The sequence below is a fragment of the Rossellomorea sedimentorum genome (assembly GCF_046237645.1).
Taxonomy (GTDB): Bacteria; Bacillota; Bacilli; order Bacillales; family Bacillaceae_B; genus Rossellomorea; species Rossellomorea sedimentorum.
In genome coordinates this window covers 57,381-77,941 of record NZ_CP143546.1, presented here as the reverse complement: position 1 = coordinate 77,941, position 20,561 = coordinate 57,381, and the positions used below count along the sequence as shown (strand labels likewise).

The 20,561-nt window shown below is 43.0% G+C and carries 18 protein-coding genes; 1 reads left to right on the top strand and 17 read right to left on the bottom strand.

Features of this window, described 5'->3' with window-relative positions; genetic code table 11:
• Positions 1-99: 99 nt before the first annotated feature.
• From mazG to yabG, 17 genes are all read right to left on the bottom strand, one after another.
• Entirely contained in the window at positions 100-1,560 is a 1,461-nt protein-coding gene (gene mazG / locus V1502_RS00360) for a nucleoside triphosphate pyrophosphohydrolase (protein ID WP_409252480.1), read from the bottom strand.
• 19 nt (positions 1,561-1,579) lie between these two features.
• A complete protein-coding gene (locus V1502_RS00355) occupies positions 1,580-3,172 on the bottom strand; it encodes an oligosaccharide flippase family protein (RefSeq protein WP_409252479.1) in 1,593 nt (530 codons plus the stop codon).
• Between the two features lie 132 nt (positions 3,173-3,304).
• Positions 3,305-3,841: a stage V sporulation protein T gene (gene spoVT / locus V1502_RS00350; protein ID WP_409252478.1), complete on the bottom strand. Its 537-nt coding sequence runs from the start codon at positions 3,839-3,841 to the stop codon at positions 3,305-3,307.
• Positions 3,842-4,546: 705 nt separating this feature from the next.
• Positions 4,547-4,717 carry a hypothetical protein gene (locus V1502_RS00345; RefSeq protein ID WP_409252477.1) on the bottom strand — a complete coding sequence of 57 codons (171 nt, stop codon included), beginning with the start codon at positions 4,715-4,717 and terminating at the stop codon, positions 4,547-4,549.
• A 153-nt stretch (positions 4,718-4,870) separates the two neighbouring features.
• On the bottom strand, positions 4,871-8,407 hold the full coding sequence (gene mfd, locus V1502_RS00340; RefSeq protein WP_409252476.1) for a transcription-repair coupling factor: 3,537 nt from the start codon (positions 8,405-8,407) through the stop codon (positions 4,871-4,873).
• Between the two features lie 455 nt (positions 8,408-8,862).
• Complete coding sequence (locus V1502_RS00335; protein WP_409252475.1) at positions 8,863-9,093, bottom strand: anti-sigma-F factor Fin family protein; 231 nt, start codon at positions 9,091-9,093, stop codon at positions 8,863-8,865.
• A 71-nt stretch (positions 9,094-9,164) separates the two neighbouring features.
• Complete coding sequence (gene pth, locus V1502_RS00330; protein WP_409252474.1) at positions 9,165-9,722, bottom strand: aminoacyl-tRNA hydrolase; 558 nt, start codon at positions 9,720-9,722, stop codon at positions 9,165-9,167.
• Positions 9,723-9,815: 93 nt separating this feature from the next.
• A complete protein-coding gene (locus V1502_RS00325; protein WP_409252473.1) occupies positions 9,816-10,469 on the bottom strand; it encodes a 50S ribosomal protein L25/general stress protein Ctc in 654 nt (217 codons plus the stop codon).
• 894 nt (positions 10,470-11,363) lie between these two features.
• Positions 11,364-12,323 (bottom strand): ribose-phosphate diphosphokinase, encoded by a 960-nt coding sequence (locus V1502_RS00320; RefSeq protein WP_409252472.1) that lies wholly within the window; start codon positions 12,321-12,323, stop codon positions 11,364-11,366.
• 13 nt (positions 12,324-12,336) lie between these two features.
• Complete coding sequence (gene glmU, locus V1502_RS00315; protein ID WP_409252471.1) at positions 12,337-13,713, bottom strand: bifunctional UDP-N-acetylglucosamine diphosphorylase/glucosamine-1-phosphate N-acetyltransferase GlmU; 1,377 nt, start codon at positions 13,711-13,713, stop codon at positions 12,337-12,339.
• Positions 13,714-14,183: 470 nt separating this feature from the next.
• On the bottom strand, positions 14,184-14,483 hold the full coding sequence (spoVG, locus tag V1502_RS00310; protein WP_044022940.1) for a septation regulator SpoVG: 300 nt from the start codon (positions 14,481-14,483) through the stop codon (positions 14,184-14,186).
• Positions 14,484-15,032: 549 nt separating this feature from the next.
• Positions 15,033-15,407, bottom strand: a complete 375-nt coding sequence (locus V1502_RS00305; RefSeq protein ID WP_409252470.1) for a RidA family protein — start codon at positions 15,405-15,407, stop codon at positions 15,033-15,035.
• Position 15,408: 1 nt separating this feature from the next.
• The gene (purR, locus tag V1502_RS00300; RefSeq protein WP_409252469.1) at positions 15,409-16,257 is read right to left on the bottom strand and encodes a pur operon repressor; all 849 of its coding nucleotides are present in this window, start codon (positions 16,255-16,257) and stop codon (positions 15,409-15,411) included.
• A gap of 62 nt (positions 16,258-16,319) precedes the next feature.
• Positions 16,320-17,189: a 4-(cytidine 5'-diphospho)-2-C-methyl-D-erythritol kinase gene (ispE, locus tag V1502_RS00295; protein WP_409252468.1), complete on the bottom strand. Its 870-nt coding sequence runs from the start codon at positions 17,187-17,189 to the stop codon at positions 16,320-16,322.
• 735 nt (positions 17,190-17,924) lie between these two features.
• Complete coding sequence (locus V1502_RS00290) at positions 17,925-18,104, bottom strand: small, acid-soluble spore protein, alpha/beta type (RefSeq protein WP_409252467.1); 180 nt, start codon at positions 18,102-18,104, stop codon at positions 17,925-17,927.
• Between the two features lie 191 nt (positions 18,105-18,295).
• Positions 18,296-18,562, bottom strand: a complete 267-nt coding sequence (gene veg, locus V1502_RS00285) for a biofilm formation stimulator Veg (RefSeq protein WP_409252466.1) — start codon at positions 18,560-18,562, stop codon at positions 18,296-18,298.
• Positions 18,563-18,884: 322 nt separating this feature from the next.
• Positions 18,885-19,778, bottom strand: coding sequence for a sporulation peptidase YabG (gene yabG, locus V1502_RS00280; RefSeq protein ID WP_409252465.1), 894 nt, complete (start codon positions 19,776-19,778; stop codon positions 18,885-18,887).
• A 357-nt stretch (positions 19,779-20,135) separates the two neighbouring features.
• Here yabG and V1502_RS00275 point away from each other — a divergent pair, with 357 nt between their 5' ends.
• Positions 20,136-20,540, top strand: a complete 405-nt coding sequence (locus tag V1502_RS00275) for a VOC family protein (protein ID WP_409252464.1) — start codon at positions 20,136-20,138, stop codon at positions 20,538-20,540.
• Positions 20,541-20,561 lie beyond the last annotated feature (21 nt).

The following is a 20,561-nucleotide window of genomic DNA, read 5'->3' as shown; positions in this document are numbered from 1 at the left end:
TCTCCTTTATTTATTAACGCTGCTTGAATATTTACTGCTGGTTTTATCCCCCGCATTGCTTCTGTAAACTTCGCTCACGCTGATGGAGTCAGCTTCCGATCAGTTAATTCCTTTGTCTTTCGCTTCATTCCAGAACTGATCTAACTCATTTAAGGAAAAGTCTTCGAATGTCTTCTCATTTTCCTTTACCTTTTGTTCGACATAGGCAAAACGATTGAAGAACTTGTTATTCGCCATGGCTAAAGCCTCTTCGGGATGAATTTTATAGAAGCGGGCGATGTTGATCAGGGAAAACAGCAGGTCGCCAAACTCACTTGTTTGGGTGTGTTTATCTCCTTTCGCTGCTTCTACGCGGAATTCCTCTATTTCTTCATTCACTTTCTCCCATGCTTCATCGGAGAACTTCCAGTCAAAACCGACTTTTGCAGCTTTTTTCTGGTATTCGTAGGCCTTCATCAGGGAAGGGTACCCTTTGGCGACTCCCTTTAAAAGGGGCTTGTCCTGTACACCTTTTTCTGCCTTTTTAATCGCTTCCCAATTCACTTTGACATCGTCCGAATTTTCGACCGATATATCTCCGAACACGTGAGGATGGCGCCTGACCATCTTTTCAGCGACCGCTTCGATCACTTCATTAATCGTAAACATTCCTTCATCTTCTCCGATTTGGGCATGAAGGACGATTTGCAGAAGTACATCCCCTAATTCTTCAATGATGTGATCAGTATCTTCTTCCTCGATCGCTTCTAACAATTCATACGTTTCTTCTATTAAATACTTTTTCAGTGTATGGTGAGTCTGCTCTCTATCCCAAGGACAACCCCCAGGTCCGCGCAAACGAGCAATAATGTGCCGGAATGTCGAAAACTGTTTATACCTCATAGCCAGCTCCCCTGCAGGAGGAACATATAGGCTGGTGAGATTATTCAACTCAACTTCACGGTCAAGCTCCACAAGCGGAATTGTTTTGACCAGCTCATCACTTGTACCGGCTGCTGTCACAATTTTCACCGTATAATCATAAGGATACAATTCCATTAAAGTCAATTTCACATCTGAGGCTGTAAATTCATCATACACCTGGCCGATAATCAAATGCTGATCCATTTTGATGTCTTCGAGATTCAGCGCTGTTCCGTCCAGAAGCTGAAATCCTTCAATCGGATCTGCCTTCACTGCCGCGAATAAAGGATCAAGGAAGCTTTGTCCGCCAAGGATATCAAGCGTGAAACCCTCCTTTTCGGATGCTTCGATCAAGAGCTGCACTGTTTTTTCGGCTACAAGAGGGTGGCCTGGAACCGCATAAAGGATCTCACTGTTTCGGGCTTCCGATAACAGGACTTCAACGATTTCTTCATAAACCTGTTCAAAGCTGTCATGCTTTTCATAAATATAATCAAAAGACTCATATATAAAGCCTTCTTCCTTTAGCTGTGCCACGACAGGATGATGCTCTGTACGGAGAAAGACCTTTCTTTCACCTTTTAACTGCTTATACACACCCAGCGGCAGCTGATCCAATTCACCTGCTCCAAGCCCTGCAACTTTCATTTTAAACATACTGTACCTCCATTAGTGTTTAGTTGATCCGTTCAGAAACTGAGTTCAGCTTATCCCCCATCGGCAGCTGGCCCAGTTCTTCCGCTGAAAAAATCTTCCCTTTTAATATAATCAGTAAAAAAATGATGCCTCCAATTGCCACACTAGTCAGGGATTGTATGGTCGCAAGCAGTCTTGAATCAGTCCCGGCCAGCATGGTGAAAAGATGGGAATATATCTGTAGAAAGGCCGTCATCCCTATGCCGGCAGCTCCTGTGACCATGTAAAAACGGGATGTTAGAAACAAGGACGTAAATTGTTTTTTTAAACGGAGGATGAGAATAATGGCGATCAATCCCAAAGTGATGACCGTGGAGATTGACGCTCCCATCGTTCCATACCTGCTTACAAATAAGATATTCAAGGCGAATTTGACGACAAGTCCGCCCACAATGGTCAACGCCGGAAAATAGATCAACTCTATCCCCTGAAGGATACCTGATAACGTTAAAATAACCGAACTGAATAAGATTGATAAACAAAATACGGCTATGACGTCCGAGCCCGCACTGTTTTGAAATAACATAGTATTGGTTGGTTTCATGATATTGATCAAGCCAATAGAGGCAGCAAATCCCGCAAGACTGCCGATTTTTAAAGCCAGCCTGATTTTTTCATTCATTTCCGATGTTTTGCCTTGACGAAAGGCGGCTGTAATCAGCGGAACCAGGGTTAACGAAAGGGACGTGCTGACCACAGTACCTAGCTGAATGAACGGCTGTCCCCTGTCATAGATTCCCTTTAACTGTTTGGCATCGGTCTCTGATACACCAGTACTCAATAATAGAGAATATACATTCAAGGCATCGATCAACTGAAGCAGTACAAGCAGCATACCACTGACACATATCGCTGTTCCATGTTTTAAAAGCCTTGACCAGATTTCTTTATGACCATCCCAAAAGTTTAACGGGAATGGACGGAACAATTTGTCCCTCCATAGAAAAGTCACCAATATGATAATACAGGCGAGTCCACCTGTGATCGATCCGAATAGTGCACCGGCACCCGCCATATAAAGCGAATACCCCTGGGCAGTCAGGATGGCTGAAAAGGATATGATGGTAACGACGCGGATAAGCTGTTCCCCTACTTGTGAATACGCAGTCGGCACCATATTGCCTGTTCCTTGATAAAAGCCTCTAAGCCCAGATATAAAAGGAAGCAGCAAAAAGGTCACGCTGATCAATTCAATCAGCTCTTGAAGCTGAGGGTCTCCCATCAGGGAAGCAATCGGGCCTGCTCCAAAGTAAATGAGCATAAACCAAAGCACACCTGTTACACTGAGAAAAAGAAAAGAAGACTGCAGCACAGCCTGGACTTCCTTTTCATTCTTTCCTTCCTGCCGTTCGGCAATCATCTTTGAGATAATAACCGGAAATCCATATGTAGAAAGAGCAAGGGCTATTCCGTAGAAGGGATAGACTTGCTGATAAATATAAAACCCTATATCTCCGACAATATTTTGGAAAGGGACCCGATAGACGGCACTGAGAATTTTGGTGATTAGCGCAGCGGCCGTAAGGATAAAGGTTCCCATCATCAATTTTTTGGAAGTATTTTCATGAGGCAATCCTGGGTTCCTGCCTTCCTTTGCGAATTAATGTACTGTATTATAACACAAAATCCTCTGCAACCTTCAGTCTTAAAGTTAAGGCAGGCCTGTTTGATTGCAAAAAAAAGAAGCGGTATCCACCGCTTCTCATTATGATTCCATTTGTCTTGCTAAAAAGCCTGCTGCCGTTTCCACTGCTTTTTGCTCAACTTCGCCAATTGCTTTATCCTTCGAGAAAATCGTTACTGTACCGATTGGATCACCGTTAGCGATAATCGGTGCAATCGTGTAGGAAGATACTTCTTCTTCCACACCTTCCACAAGCTCAATTTTTCCCTGCTGTGTGTGAAGTACAGAATTGCGCTCTCCCATTTGCTTTTCAATGAGATCGCTGATATTTTTATTCAAATATTCTTTTTTAGAGCCGCCTGCAATAGTAATGACGGCATCCCTGTCTGTAATAATTACAGAGCTTCCCAGGCTGTCATACAATGCCTCGGCATATTCTTTTGCAAAATCGCTTAACTCACTGATCGGTGAGTATTTCTTCAAGATGACCTCGCCGTCTCGATCAACGAAAATCTCCAGCGGATCACCTTCGCGAATTCTTAGAGTCCTGCGAATTTCCTTAGGAATAACCACACGACCTAAATCATCAATGCGACGAACAATACCAGTTGCCTTCATCTATAGTTGCCTCACTTTCATCAGATGATTTTTATTCGGTAATTACTGCTGAATTCATTACCAAAGTTGATTTTAGTATCCTTCAATAGGAAACTTCTATACACATTACACTATTTTTTCTGCAATTACGTTTTTGTTCTAGTTGAGGTTTATTTTACCAGCACGGCAGCTACATTAAATTAAATACCCGGACTCCTCCAAAATAAACAAAATTTACTTATTACATTTTAGTTACATACTAAAAAGCGGAAGTGGCCCGCTCAGCGGCGTACGAATTCGAGGGCTTCTGCATGAGATAAAGGAAACACGGCAAGCAGAGCGAGCCGATGTTGACTTATCGCACGGAAGAAGACCGAAATCCGCTAGGCGCTGGCCGCTGGATTGATATAAAGCGGAAGCGACCGTTCAGCGGCGTACGGCCTGTACCAGCCCTGTATGAGATAAAGGACTGAATTACGAAGAGCGGTAAGACCAGATACCTCTTTTCATGCCAACATTTCACCAAAATATCAATCTCCTGGCCCATTTAGCCCTTATTCACACCAACATCTTCTCAAAACCTCAAACTCATTGGCCCGATTAGCCCTTATTCTCACCAGCATCTTTACGAAATCTTTTCCTCATTGGTCCGTTTATCCCCCTAAAGGGTAGAACCACAATAAAAAAGAAGCTGCCTCTGGCTGCTTCTTTTCCACAAAAATATATTCATTTAAGTTTTTCCGGATTTTTGATCTTGATGGACACTACTTCGCCGCAGCTTAAACAAACGGTATAGATTTTTTGCGACCCAAGGGCCACCCTTTTGTTTAACGGGCGAAGGTTGATGTAGTCGGAAGCCTGTACAAAGGATTCACCATCACAATGTTTGCATTTCACCTTCAAACACCTCCTTCTTTTATATACGTAGAAGGAACACACGAAGATTCATTTTACAGCACTCTTTAGTACTTTAAAGCACGAAGAGGGACTGTCCCTTTTAGCGCTTTAATGTGCGAAAAACACCCGGCAACGACAGGCCGGGTGTTTTTCTTATGAGTGAACTTCTGCATCTTTCCTGGCGAATTGAATGTTTTTGACGATGTCAAAAGCAATGTTGAACCATTGGGATGTTTTCATTCTGTTTGTATTGATGGTGATCTTCAGTTTTTGCTCTTCCATGCCGAGTCCGACTGCACGGCCATGTTTGTTGCAGATATCGAATACCTTGCTGCCATCGATTTCCTGGGTTCCTTCAGGTGACATGTATATCGATATCTCTTTTTTGTTCTGCTTGATACTTTCCAGCTTTGCCTGTCTTGCATACACTTTCATTTGGGCAATTTGGAAAAGGTAAGCCGTTTCTTCCGGGTATTCCCCAAACCGGTCAAGCATTTCATCCTGAAGTTCCTCTACTTCTTTTAAAGTAGAAACAGAACGGAAACGCTTGTACATGTCGATCTTTTGATGGCCGTCCTGGATGTAGCTGTCCGGAATATATGCATCAACCTCCATGTCGACTTCGAAAGAGTACTGCTCCTTCTGTTTCGGAAGGTCCCCTTTCCTTTCTTCGATTGCCTCTTTGAGCATTTGCGAATAAAGGTCGAAACCGACAGAGTCAATGAACCCATGCTGCTGGGCACCGAGAATGTTACCTGCTCCCCGGATGGTCAAATCGCGCATCGCAATCTTGAAACCGGATCCCAGTTCCGTGAACTCTTTAATAGCTTGCAGTCTTTTCTCCGCAACTTCTGTCAGTACTTTGTCTTTCCGATAAGTAAAGTAGGAGTACGCAACCCTGTTGGAACGGCCGACCCTTCCTCGTAATTGATAGAGCTGGGAAAGTCCCATCCGGTCTGCGTCATACACAATCAATGTGTTGACATTCGGGATATCGACACCTGTTTCAATGATGGTCGTCGTCACGAGCACATCAAACTCACCATCAAGGAAGCTGAGGATGATCGATTCCAATTCATTTTCATTCATTTTTCCATGGGCGAATGCTACTCGTGCATCAGGCACAAGCATCGAGATCTCCTCTGCTTTTCGCTCGATATCCTCCACACGGTTATACAGGAAGTACACCTGTCCATCCCGTGCCAATTCCCGTTCAATTGCTTCCTTGATCAACACACCGTTGTATTCCATAACATACGTCTGTACTGGAAAGCGGTTTTCCGGTGGCGTTTCAATAACAGAAAGATCTCTTACCCCAAGCATGGACATATGCAATGTACGGGGAATCGGTGTTGCCGTCAGAGTCAGTACATCGATGTTGGTCTTCAGCTGCTTGATCTTCTCTTTATGAGTGACCCCAAACCTCTGTTCTTCATCAATGATCAGCAGGCCCAGGTCACGGTACTGTATATCTTTTGATAAAATCCTGTGCGTCCCGACCACCACATCAACAGTACCTGCTTTGATCCCCTTGATGGTGTCCGTTTGCTGTTTCTTCGACCGGAACCTGCTGAGCAGACCGACTTCCAGGCCAAACTCCTGAAACCTTTCTTTCATTGTTTCATAATGCTGCTGCGCCAAAATCGTCGTGGGTACGAGCAGGGCAACTTGTTTTCCATCCACCACAGCTTTGAAGGCAGCACGGATGGCGACTTCAGTCTTTCCATAACCAACATCCCCGCAAAGCAGCCGGTCCATCGGCCTTTCTCTTTCCATGTCTTTTTTGATTTCATCAATCGAGCGCAGCTGGTCCTCGGTTTCCTGATAAGGAAAGGACGTTTCGAATTCTCTTTGCATATCACCGTCAGGAGAAAAAGCATATCCTTTAGATGCTTCCCTCTCTGCATAAAGCTTGATAAGGTCGTCCGCAATATCCTGAACAGATGCTTCCACTTTATTTTTGACCTTTTTCCATTCAGTTCCGCCCAGTTTATAAAGCTTCGGCTCCTTACTTTCAGATGCCACATATTTCTGCACAAGGTCAAACTGCTCCACCGGTACGTACAATTTGTCATTGCCCTGATACTTGATGTGCAGATAATCCTTATGGACACCATTTATCTCAAGAGTTTCAATTCCAAGGTATTTTCCAATCCCGTGATTGACATGAACAACATGATCCCCGACTTTTAATTCGGAATAACTCTTGATTCTTTCCGCATTGGAAAGCTTTTGTTTGCGCGGCGCTTTCCTCGTCTTCTTGTTAAATAGCTCCTCTTCTGTCAGAACAGCGATTTTCATCATCGGAAGCTCGAAGCCGTTTGTAAGATGCCCGCTCATAATTTGAGCCTGGCCATTCAACAGCTTGTTATCATCAGGGACAACTGCCACTTCGATATCGTAATCTTTCAGGACCCGCTGGAGCTTCTTGATCCTCTCTTCATCAGGTCCTAATAGGATAATAGTGAAATTTCCTTTTTTCCACCGGTCCAGTTCGGCTTTCAAAACATGCATCTGTCCATGGAAGCTCTGCATCGGCTTGCTGGAAAGATTAAAGATATTCTGCGGGCTGGTGTTTGGAATATGCCGCAGGAACAATGAGAAATAAACCTTTGGCAAACTGGTCTGAATCAGCAGTTTGGAAAGGTTATGAGAAACTGCGACATCATGAACAATCTCGCCTTCCTGTAAAAGAGATGTAAACCAGTCTGCCTCTTCTTTATCCAGCGACTCCCCCATCTCCTGCACTCTTCCCAGCTCATCCAAGAAGAATATTCCGTCTTCAGGCAGATAATCTAGCAAGCTAGCAGCTTCATCATAGGCAAATGATAGATATTTATAGACCTGCTCGGGCTTCTGGCCATTCTTCAGCTGTTCCAACTCAAAACCGATATTCTGGGTAAGCTTTTCTTTTACCCCATCACTTTTTATTTTTTTCAGGCTTTTCGATAATCCTGCTTCAAGGCGGCCAACGATGTTTTCCAAGTGCCCGCCGTTCATAATGGTTTCTGAAGCAGGTCCAATATGGACTTCTTTCAGCTTGTCAATTGATCTTTGATCCTCTAATGAAAAGGAGCGAATGGAATCCACTTCTGTATCAAATAATTCGATTCGGACCGGGTTTTCCAAGGTATGCGGGAAGATATCAAGAATGCCGCCCCGTAAACTGAATTCACCAGGGGTTCCCACCATCTCATTCCGCTGATAGCCCATGATCAGCAATCGATCCAGGAGAGTGTTCAAATCTACATCTTCGCCCAGTGTAAAGGACAGCTGCATGGATTTCCACAAGTCCTTGGGAGGAAGGATTTTTCTCAATCCTGCGGCCGGTACGACGAAAATCCCTTTTTGATCGGTTGCCAGCCTGTTCAGTACTTCTATCCTCTGTGATTTCAGCTCAGGACTTGCCACACTCAGTTCAGCAGCGATCAGTTCATTGGCCGGATATAGATAAACCTCTTCCTCTGAAAGAAACTGCAGCAGGTCATCATAAATTTTTTGTGCCTGCAGTAAATTGTGGGTCAGGACAATGGCCGATTTCCCCGTCTTGCGGAACATTGAAGCGATGAACACACTTCTGGAAGAACCCGATAACCCTGCGACAAGCTGTTCCTCCAGGCCCTCCTCCACTCCGGAAGCCAGGGCCTGCAATTCTTCATTTTGGCCAATGAAGTTTAATATACTTTTCAAGGAAGTAATCCTCCTCTCTAATTCTTTTCTATTTATGTTGCTTTTGACATTTCTTTCATTTCTTTAGGCTCTTTTCGTAAACTTTGTTGCTATTTAATACAAACTTTAAAAAATCTCTACTTAATTAACCAGAAATATCCTGATAAACAAGGAAGAAAAGAGCTAATTCACCTTGTTCAGAGAACAAAGCCCTTGTCTCCAAGGGAAAAATCCGGCTCTTTGGATTTTTCCGAGAGCAACAATATATACGAAAACAGCGTTTCTTTAAAATGAACATGTCTGCCCGCTTGAAGTGAAAAATCATTCATTCAGCTCAGAGTCTATTAAAAACATTGATTTCGTTCAAGACGCTTTTAAGACGCTTAAGCAGAGGTGACTCAGGCATTGCCTCCGCAACGAAAATCATCCTGCTAATTTTATCAATAGAAAAATGCTTTGGTGATGACCAAAGCCAATTAATGAATCAGATAATCTGATTGATGATAATCCGGATTCCGATTAAGCGATTCCTGGCAGTCCTCGCAAATCGTCTTGATATGAATATCACCATTTTGTTCATATGATACCATATCCATGCGGTCTTCATCAGAAAGTTTATGCAGGCCTACCTGTTCTGAGTTGACCGACACCTGCTCCAAGCTCCCGACCTTATACCCGCAATGGCGGCAAAAATAGTTAATCGCCATATTCTTCCTCCTTCATAAGCATGCCTATCTTTAGTATGAACGGGTTATGAAGGAGTTATACAGCTTCAAACTCAGTTGAACTTATTCATGACTTCTAGGAATGGCTTTTCAAGCCAAGCTTCACACGCATCCGCACTTGACTTGATTACATCCTGCATGGTTTCCCATTCTTCAGGCGTGAATTTTCCCAGCACATAATCAGGAACCTTCATACCTCCAGGCGGACGGTCAATTCCCACCCTTATCCTGTTGAAGTTCTGGGTCCCCAAATGGGCAATAATGGACTTCATCCCATTATGTCCGCCCGGGCTGCCCTTTTGACGCAGCCTTAGTTTACCAACCGGCAAATCAAGGTCATCATAAATTACCACTAAATCCTCTTCATCAATATCAAAGTAATCCATCAGGGGAACAATACTTTCTCCCGATAAGTTCATATATGTAAGAGGTTTAAGTAATATGACCTTTTCTCCTTTATGATGGATGCTTGCATAGACTCCTTTGAATTTAGATTGATTTAAGGGACTGTCAAACCTCTTTGCCAGTTCATCTATAATTTCAAATCCTATATTATGCCTCGTACGGTCATACTGTGATCCTGGATTTCCAAGCCCAACGATTAATTTCATGTATACACCTCATTTTCCTGCACTGCCACTATCATTAGTATAAACGATAAAAGACGCAACCCGCAAAAGGCTGCGTCTGGAAACCTCGTTATTTTATTCGTCTGCGCCTTCATTCTCGTTGCTTGCTTCTGTTTCACGGCCTTCCTCATTCTCAGGCTGACCGCCTTCCTGCTCTTCACCTGAACTGATTTCTTCCTCTTGACGAGGTGCCAGTACAGATGCAATCGTACGGTCATCTTCAGTATTGATCGTGAAGGAATGGTTGCCTTTGATATCTCCGACTGTGATGGTCTCTCCAACCTGAAGTTCAGAAATGTCGACCTGAATGCTGTCAGGGATATCCGTCGGTTTAGCTGTTACAGACACATCATGAAGCGGCTGCTGCAATACGCCTCCATCTTTCACACCTGCCGATTCACCGACAAGTTCGATGCGTACATCAGCATCCATCTCGCTGGACATATTGACAGCAAGGAAATCGGCATGGATGACAGCATCCTTAATGTGATCCTGCTGATAATCACTCAATACCACATTCTGTTTGTTTCCATCGACATTCAACGAGATGATTCCGTTACGCCCGGCCTCTCTCATTGTTTTGATGAACTCAATTGAGTCGATGGCAATCGGTTTGTTTTCTGTTTTATATCCGTATACTACTGCAGGAATACTCCCTTGATGTCGAAGTTTGGTTAAATCAGATCGTTTGTCGCCTGTACGGCTATTAGCTTTCAGTTCTACAGCCATGAATAAAACCCCTTCCTCAGTTTTCTATAATAGTCTCTCTATAGAAAATACCCTAAATAAGGGATAATTAAACAGGGTGTTTATAAAATGTTTCCGTTTTGCCGAGTGAAAAGGGCTTTAGTACACCGTTAACTTTTCTCTGAAAGTATCTTCATCCTAGTACTAAATACTGTTAATAAAAGGCTCTTTTCGTATATATTGTTGCTATTTGGATGAGATAGTTGATTTCCACTCTAGGCGTGCGACTCCGCGGGGCGGGCGGTGAATTAAAAAGCGGAAACGGCCGTTTAGCGACGTACAGATTTTAGGGCTCTTGCATGAGATAAAGGAATCACGAAGAGCGACAGCGATTCGATGATGACTTATCTATAAAGTGGAAAGGCCCCGTTCAGCGGCGTACGGACTGGACTGTCTCCGCATGAGATAAAGGAAACACAACGAACGCAGTGAGTTGATGTTGACTTATCGCAAGGAGGGGACAGGGAAGTCCGCTAGCCGTTGGGGCCTTGCAGCTGGATTCGCAAGGAGAGAGACCGAAATCTGCTAGTCGCTGGCCTCTGGAGCTAGATTGGCCTCCTCGGCGTTGCCTGTATAAAAAGTGGAAGCGCCCACTTCAGCCCCTACAGGCAAATGTTCCTAAGATAATAAAAGGTGATCTATCCTTTAATTCTCTTAGGGTTATTTGACCCCGAGGGGCTGGGTTACGTTCCAGTGGGTACGTAACCTCGGGCGATGGAACTAGACGCCCGCTTATCCCGCAGGAGGTCGCATGCCTTCCGCTCCAATCAACCATCGTAAAAATATCCAGAAGAATCAGCTAAAAAACAACAATCTTTCAGAAAACAGCCTAATAAAAAAACCAGACGAGAAATCTCGTCTGGTTTTTAGCGTTGATCAATCAAACAGTGTACTTACTGATTGTTCCTCGTAAACCCGGATAATGGCTTCACTGATTAGAGGGGCAACAGAAAGCTGCTCAATTTTATCAATCATTTTATCTTCAGATAATGGAATGGAGTTCGTTACTACCAATTCTTTGATTTTTGAGTTTTGAATTCGTTCGATTGCAGGGCCCGAAAGAACCGGATGTGTACAGCAAGCGTACACCTCTTTTGCTCCATTTTCAATAAGGGCATTTGCTCCTAGAGTAATCGTACCTGCTGTATCGATGATATCATCGATTAAAATCGCAATTTTGCCATCGATGTTACCGACAATGTTCATGACTTCCGATACATTTGGTTTCGGACGGCGTTTGTCGATGATAGCGATCGGTGCTTTCAATCTTTCCGCCAATTTACGGGCTCTTGTTACTCCGCCGTGGTCAGGAGATACAACAACGACATCTTCCGCATTGAAACCTTTTTCAAGGAAGTAGTCGCCCAAAATTGGTACTCCCATAAGGTGGTCGATCAGGATATCAAAGAAACCTTGAATCTGCGGTGCATGCAGGTCAAGTGTGATAACACGGAAAGCACCAGCTGTTTCAAGAAGGTTAGCCACAAGCTTAGCGGTGATTGGCTCACGGGCACGCGCTTTACGGTCCTGTCTCGCGTAGCCATAGTAAGGCATAACGATATTGATGGTTTTCGCAGATGCTCTCTTCAGGGCGTCTACCATAATCAGAAGTTCCATAAGGTTTTCATTTACAGGAGCACTTGTGGACTGAATAACGAATACATCACAGCCGCGGATGCTTTCCTCAATATTGATCTGAATTTCCCCGTCACTGAATTGTTTAACGGTACATTGACCAAGCGGAACGCCCACTTCTTTTGCGATTTCTTCTGCAAGAGAAGGGTTTGAATTCAAAGAAAAGATTTTCAATTTAGAATTAGAGTAACTGTTAGGCATGACAACCTCCAAATTAGTTGTTGTTAAGATTTAATTTATTTACATAATTCTCTTTGTTCACTTGACGAGCTCTGGCAATGGATAAGGACTCTCCAGGAACATCCTGTGTGATCGTTGATCCAGCGGCGACATATGCACCTTTTCCGATTGTAACAGGAGCTACCAGGTTTGAGTTACATCCCACAAAAACGCCATCTTCTATTTTAGTCAGATGCTTATTCTTCCCATCGTAGTTGACCGTAATGGACCCACAGCCCAGGTTGACATCTTCACCGACTTCCGCATCACCGATATAACTCAGGTGGGATGCTTTGCTGCCTTTTCCGAACGTCACTTTTTTCAATTCAACGAAGTTACCGACTTTCACCTCATCCATGATTTGTGACTGAGGACGAATATGGGCAAACGGACCGATATTTACGTGGGAGCCAATCTCACTGTCGTGGGCAACCGATTGTTTGATAGCCGTATTGTCACCGATCTTACAATCCTTGATTTCAGTATGAGGCCCGATAACAGAGTCTTCACCGATTACAGTACGACCTTTAATCACTGTGCCCGGATGGATGGTTGTGTCACGTCCAATCTCCACATCTGCTCCAATATAAGTCGTGTTTGCATCAATGAATGTAACACCGTTACGCATATGTTTTTCATTAATCCGTTTTTTCATGATTTGCTCAGCCTGTGATAGGGCAACACGGTCATTTACGCCCAGTGTCTCTTCAAAGTCATCCGTTTGATAAGCACTGACGACCTCTCCCTCTGCTTTCAGGATTTCAATGACATCCGGTAAATAGTATTCGCCTTGGCTATTGTCATTAGACACTTTTTTCAACGCTTCAAATAGCGCTTTATTATCAAAGCAATACGTTCCTGTATTGATTTCTTTCACAAGACGTTCTTCTTCAGAGGCATCTTTATGTTCTACAATCTTTTCTACAAGTCCTTCTTGATTGCGGATGATCCTGCCATAACCAGTGGCATCTTCAGGTTTACCAGTCAGGATTGTCGCTTTCGCATTCAGCTCATCGTGATGCTTTAAAAGCGCTTCCATCGTTTCAGCTTTAATAAGCGGGGTATCACCACAGACAACAATTGTAGTCCCTTCCAACCCGCCAAGCACTTCTTCCGCCTGCATAACTGCATGGGCCGTGCCCAGTTGCTCTTCCTGCAACGCAAACTCACTTCTGCCTTCAAGGTGGGTCTGCACAAGTTCCGCACCATGTCCGACGATGGTAACAGTTTTATTTATATCAAGAGTGGTAATTTGGTCGACAACATGTTCCACCATCGGCTTATCACAAACCGGGTGCAACACCTTATATAACTTGGATTTCATTCTGGTTCCCTGTCCTGCTGCTAAAATCACGGCATATCTATTCGTCATATATATAGGGCCCTCCATTATCCTTTTTTCCATTACGAATATATCCTAAAAAACTTTATATTTCAAGGAATCTCTTTAAAATACACATATTTGACATTGCTTGGCGGCCGATATTCCTGACATTCGTTCAAATGAGGAATTAAGAAGATGCAAGTCACGCCAGAATTTGATTTTTTCTGGATGATATGGAGAGTTTGAGGAAAGTACTTTGGGGGTATAAAAAAAACGCTGCATTCGTATAGATTGTTGCTTTCGGAAAAATTCAAAGGGCCGGATTTTTGCCCTCGGATACAAGGGCTTATCTAACTGAACAGGGTGAATAGCTCTCTTCTTTCTTGTTTACCGGGATATTTTCTATGAAATACAGCTATATCTCTTGAACCTGATAGTAAATAGCAACAAAGTATTAGAAAACAGCCTAAAAAAAAGAGCCTTACTATAGAAGTAGGCTCCTGCTGTCAACTATTCTATTAAGAAGCACTTCCAGCTTCTTCTAGTTCCACTTCTTCTTCCAACTCACCTAAACGATGGTATTCTGTAAGAACGGCTTCCTGGATCTTACCGCGGGTACCTGAATTGATCGGGTGAGCGATATCACGGAATTCTCCATCCGGAGTTCGTTTGCTGGGCATTGCCACAAACAATCCATTGTTACCATCAATTACACGAATATCATGTACGACAAATTCATTGTCGAGTGTAATGGAAGCAATGGCTCTCATTCGACCATCGGTATTCACACGGCGTAATCTGACATCTGTTACTTCCACTGTATTCACCACCTTTTTCCCTAGATGAAATCTACTTAATGTATTCAACGAATTTTTTTCAATTCCTTCTTAATTTGTAAAATTTTTTGAAAAATTTCCGTTTTTTTAGAATTCTTTGATTAAAAGGCGGTTTAAAGCTTGATAGATAGGGAAAAGTAACTGATTAATAAAAGAGTTTTATTTTCTTTAAAAGATTCAATTATCGTTATATGGGAGCCTTCTTCGAGGATTCCGCGGAATCTGTAAACTCATAAACAAAGGGGCAAACCTTTCTTTTAAGACATGCCTTTAAAAATGGATTAAGTACCACATTCTGTGGAAACACCTAAAATAAAAGTCTAACAGGCCTAAAAATAAATCATCTCTTGTTGTCTCTCTCTAAATAGATGATAATCACCCTAGACTAGACTGGGCTTTGTAAAGCTCCTCCTAAGTAAAAAACCCTTCAAAAAATAAAGGGTTTTTACTAGAAGATTGTTGCTTTCTTAGATATACGAAAAGAGCCAAAATAAAAAAGGTAACGCATTCCGCATTACCTGTCTTTCCAATTTATTTCACCAGTGCAATAACTTCGATTTCAACCAGTGCATCTTTTGGCAGCCTTGCTACCTCGACACAAGACCTGGCTGGTTTATGGGTATTGAAATATTCCCCATAAACTTCATTGATCGCACCAAAATCATTCATATCCTTGATGAAGACCGTAGCTTTCACCACTGTATCCAGGGATGCTCCCGCCTCTTCCAACACCGCTTGGAGATTTTTAAATACTTGATGGGTCTGATCTTCAACTGTTCCTTCAATCATCGTTCCTTCGGCGGTCAATGGAATTTGACCGGAACTGTAAAAAAGATTGTTAACAATGATTCCTTGAGAGTATGGTCCGATAGCAGCAGGCGCTTTGGACGTGGAAATGCTTCTCATGTTAATTTCCTCCTGTTTCAAGAAATGAGATTTTCGAGTGAAAATAATTTCCTTCAGATACGTTAATTTGCTTTTCTTTTACATCTACATCAGACAATTTGACCAACGAAATGTATTCATCCACCAGACGCTCATCAGCATTCTCCGCTTCTACAAGAACAGCGATTCCCGATAACTCAGCAGAGAATTCATCCAGAAGGTTTTTCATCCCGTTTACAGTCCCTCCGGCTTTCATGAAATCATCGACAATCAGGACTTTTGAACCTTCCTTCAAGCTTCTTTTAGAAAGGACCATTGTCTGGATTCGCTTTGTGGACCCGGATACATAGTTGATGCTTACGGTCGAACCTTCTGTTACTTTACTGTCTCTTCGCACAATCACAACAGGAACATTCATGTGGCTTGCTATCGCGTGGGCAATTGGGATTCCTTTTGTGGCTACCGTCATGATGACATCAATGTCACTTTCTGCAAAGGCAGAAGCCAGAAGCTTTCCTACCTTATCCATCGCACGGGGATTTCCGAGCAGATCGGTCATATACAAATAGCCGCCAGGGAGAAGCCGCTCAGGGTTGGCCAAGTGTTCACACAGCTCGCCAATGATTTCTTTGGCAGCAGCCACGTTTACTTTTGGAATATACCTTACACCGCCGGCCGCACCCGGTACTGTCTGGACAGTCCCCACGCCTCTCGTTTCAAAGGTCTCTTTTATGATGCCAAGATCTTCGCTAATGGATGATTTTGCGGAACTGTATCGTTCAGAAAAGAACGTAAGAGGAACCAACTGATGCGGACGTTCAAGCAAATAGTGCGTCATATCAATCAACCGTTCACTTCTTTTAAATTTCAATTCGCTGTCTACCTCCCTAAAACCCGAATATTATAGGCTAAATATATCATTAATATACGGATTTAGGCAAGTGTATTTCGGTCTCCCTGCATTCTTACGGCAAACACCTGATCACAAAACCCGCGAAGTCCATTATAAATCCTCGGTAATCTTGATTCATATTGGACAAGACCGAATACAGTCGGTCCACTTCCACTCATCAATACAGCATCTGCCCCAAAACGCTCCATTTGTTCCTTGATATGCTGAACTTCAGGGTGCATCTTCAACGTTACTGATTCAAGCACGTTCCCCAAGCTCGTACACATCCGGTCATAATCACCGTTTTCCAGAGCAGACAACATTCCCTTTGTATCAGGGTGGCGCACTTGCCCGAGTTTTAGGTTCTTATATACATCACCAGTGGATACTCCGATTGAAGGCTTGGCTAAGATGACCCAGCAGTTCGGCGGCGCAGTGATATGCTCTATTATCTCGCCTCTTCCTTTGGCAAGTGCAGTGCCTCCATAAACACAGAAGGAAACATCTGACCCGATTTCTGCCCCCATCTCAGCAAGTTCGTCCAACGAAAGACCCAGCTTCCACAAATCATTCAGTCCCCTCAGGGTAGCTGCCGCGTCACTGCTTCCTCCTGCAAGTCCGGCTGCCACTGGGATGACCTTATCAATGGAAATGGATACTCCTTTTTTGATCCCAAGCCTCTCCTTTAATAAATGAGCAGCCTGATAAGCCAGATTACGCTGATCATCCGGGACGAATCGGTTATGGGAGAGTATCTTGATCGTGTCTTCCTCCAACTCTGTCAATTCAATGCGATCGGCTAAATCAATGGTTGTCATGATCATCTCAACCTCATGATATCCATCAGGACGCTTATGCAGGACATCAAGAGTCAGGTTGATTTTAGCCGGGGCCTTTACTAAAGTTTTCATAATAAATCACCTACTTTTATACAAACCAATTCCAGGAACAATTGCTTTAAACAGAATATTTAAAAGGCAAATGTTCAATTCGTTCGCTTTTATGCTTTCGCAGAAATATCTATGAAGACTATTTTAGCATATTCCTTCTTTGGCATGCTGCAAAACCCCCACTTTTTTGCATAGTTACTTTCATGCTAGCCTTTTATAAGAAAGATAATTCATGAACTGCAGGTTTTGGTCCAGTTTTTTTAAATTATCTCTCTTCGTAAGTATTGTTGGTATTTAAGAAACGCTGTTTTCGTATATAATGTTGCTCTCGGAAAAATCCAAAGAGCCGGATTTTTCCCTTGGAGACAAGGGCTTTTTACTCTGAAAAAGGTGAATTAGCTCTTTTCTTACTTGTTAATCAGGCTATTCCTGGTTAATTAAGTAGATTTTTTAAAAATATGTATTAAATAGCAACAATGCTTACGAAAAGAGCCTTAAGAAAAGTAGTTGATTTCCACTACAGGCGCACGACTCCGAGGGGCTTGGCGCTGGAACTAGACGTCCCGCTAATCCCGCAGGAGGTCGTGCACCTTCCGCTCCAATCAAGCTTTAATAAACAGACCCATAAAGTTAATGTAAAAAGCAACAATCTTTTAGAATACAGTTTTTTACTTAGACAGAAAAAGGACCGGCCTGAAGGGAGGTGCTTCTCCTTCTTGAGCCGATCCTTTCAACGCGGCAAATCAGCAATTGCATTCAGGAATTGTTATCGATCATCCCTCTTTGCGCAAGTTCCACTGCTCTTTTGACCATATTACCGGCATCCTTGGAACGGATGCCTCCCCAGCCTTCTCTCTGGACAGTATCATAAAAGCCAAGTTCTTTTGCAATTTCTTCCTTTAAACGTTCGGACATCATGCCTCGTCTTCTACTCATGACTATTCCTCCTTATTTAAGGGCCGCATGTTTAGCATGAGCAAAAACTGAAGAAAAGTTACAAGGGGACTATCTCCTTAGTTTCCAATATGTAAATGATAAGGTGGCAGGACCTTTAAAGACAAGATGGCAGTCGAAGCTGCCTGATTTTAATGATATAGCGCAAATGAAAAAGCAGTAAACATAGTTGTTTACTGCTCGAGGATCATTGCCCCTGCTGCTTCATCATAGAAAGTTAACTCAACTGTATCAGTGAGTACATCTGCATAGCTGTAAGAAACTCTTTCAAACGCATTTTCTTCTTGATCTAATTGAACAACGAATACTGAAGGATAAGTCTCTGCTAACACTCCAGAACGTTCAATCGTTTTGCGACGTCCGCCATTGGCTTTGAGCATCAAACGTTTTCCTAAATTAGAATCAAGGGATTTTTTTATGTCGGCTAATGTTTTTGGCATTACGCTTCCACCTCACTGTTATTAGTATAACACTTTATGTATCGAAAGTCAAATAAATTTATAATTTTATCAATAACTTTTAAACTCTGTCAATGCTTTTCATTCAACAAAATGCTTTTTTTTTCAACATCTGTAGTCTACCCGCGGGTCAATTATATTATGTAAGTGATTTCCACTTGCTTTTCTTGTCAGAATACATGGGATATTGTCGATTGATTTGTTAGCCCTTTACCTTTTACCGGTACGTTGCCACCCGACTGCTTCAACTAACAACTTCTTAATAAGAAGAGCCGTAATGAATGTTCTTCATACGGCTGATCCATCATTCTTCTTCCACCGGCTTATAGGGCATCCCGGTTCTAAGCACACCCCGTGTTTCAATTCCGCCCAATCCTTTATCACCTGTCAGTGTGTTTCTTAATATATCCCAGACATTAACCGGCTCTGTAAACGCTGTAAAGCTGATTTTGGCGACAATATAAACGGGATCAAGCGCATGGATATTGACTCGCAGCGGGGAACTGGCAAAATTGGCACCAGCATGAATCAAGGATTCAAAATGTGATTGGCATGCCCCGGCAAAGATGACCAGTTGATCCAAATGGGGCACACGCCTCCTGGCTTCTTTCACTGTATTGACAAAAAAACGGGAATGGCGGTAAGCGTTAATATCCGATTTCTTCCCTTTGGATTTTGTATACGCATCGTGTCCAGTTATCACGAGAATATCCGGGCGGTACTTTTCAATAAGAGGGCCGATTTTTTCCGGCATTTCCTTCTCATTGCAATGGACACCTGTAACCGGAACCCCAATTGTTTCATATAAATCCAGACATTTTTGTAAATAGGATGGGTCCCCATCAAGGTGCAGCACTCTTCCCGGAATCTGAAAATAGTTATATTCTTCTCGGTAGGCATTAGTCAAATGATACTCCTGCTTCTGCTTTTGAAGGTCGATATCCTGTCTGAACAACTCCAACGACTGCTGCTCCATGGACCTGAATTCCATGGTTCTCCGTTTATGTTCCCTTGGATCAATCAGCTCCAGGTCTTCAAGCGGGGCATCCGCAACCAGCCTGTAGTCTTCTCCATACAGAATCGCCGTTCGAGTGCCTCCTGTCTCCAAGATATCAATGATCCTAAATATTATGTCACATTGGTGAGACTTCCGGCCGACGATGGCATTGACTTCTACTTTCACTGGCGTCAACTCCATTGGATAGTACATCCTTTAAATAAATCTTCCTTTAGTAACCTATGCACCTGCCCGGAAATGGGTGTCATTGAGGAAAGACATTGGAGGAGAACCGTTGGGTTTACTACAAACCGAGCGATGGTAAAGCAGAGATTCGGCTGTCCAGCGCCGAACTGACTGAAGGCCAAAGATGGGATAAAGGAGCACCACCAACGTAATGAAGTTATATGTACTTATCGGAAGGAAGAAGAACTAAATACCCCAGGCAGTGACCAATCACTCATTTACTCTAATATTTTTTTCAGGTACACATTTAAAGGATTAAAAGAAATTTTCATCGAAAAATATATTGATTACTATAAAAGGGAGATGTTTGAGATGTCTGGTTTCATTACCCATATTGGTACAATTGAAATCCCTGTAAGCAACCTTGAGAACGCGATCCCGTTATACAAAGAGGTCCTGGGCGTTGAAGTGGAATTCAAGGGAGAAAAAAATGCCATGCTGACATTCAAGAAAAAAGGAGTACCCACCATATTTATGGTGGAGACGGAAGAAAAAGACCGGTTATCTTTCATGAATTCTAATAACGGCGTGGAGCACAGTATCATTGATTTCTATACAGCCGATTTGAAAGGCTTCCACAATTGGCTGAAGGAAAAAGGGATCGAGGTCGGCCCGTTGAACATCCATCATGATCATGAATTAGGCGGTTTTGGCTTCAAAGATCCGGATGGCAACCTCTTAAGTGCCACGAATGTCTTACATGAGGGACAACAATAGAAGTACTAGTATTAAGGTGTT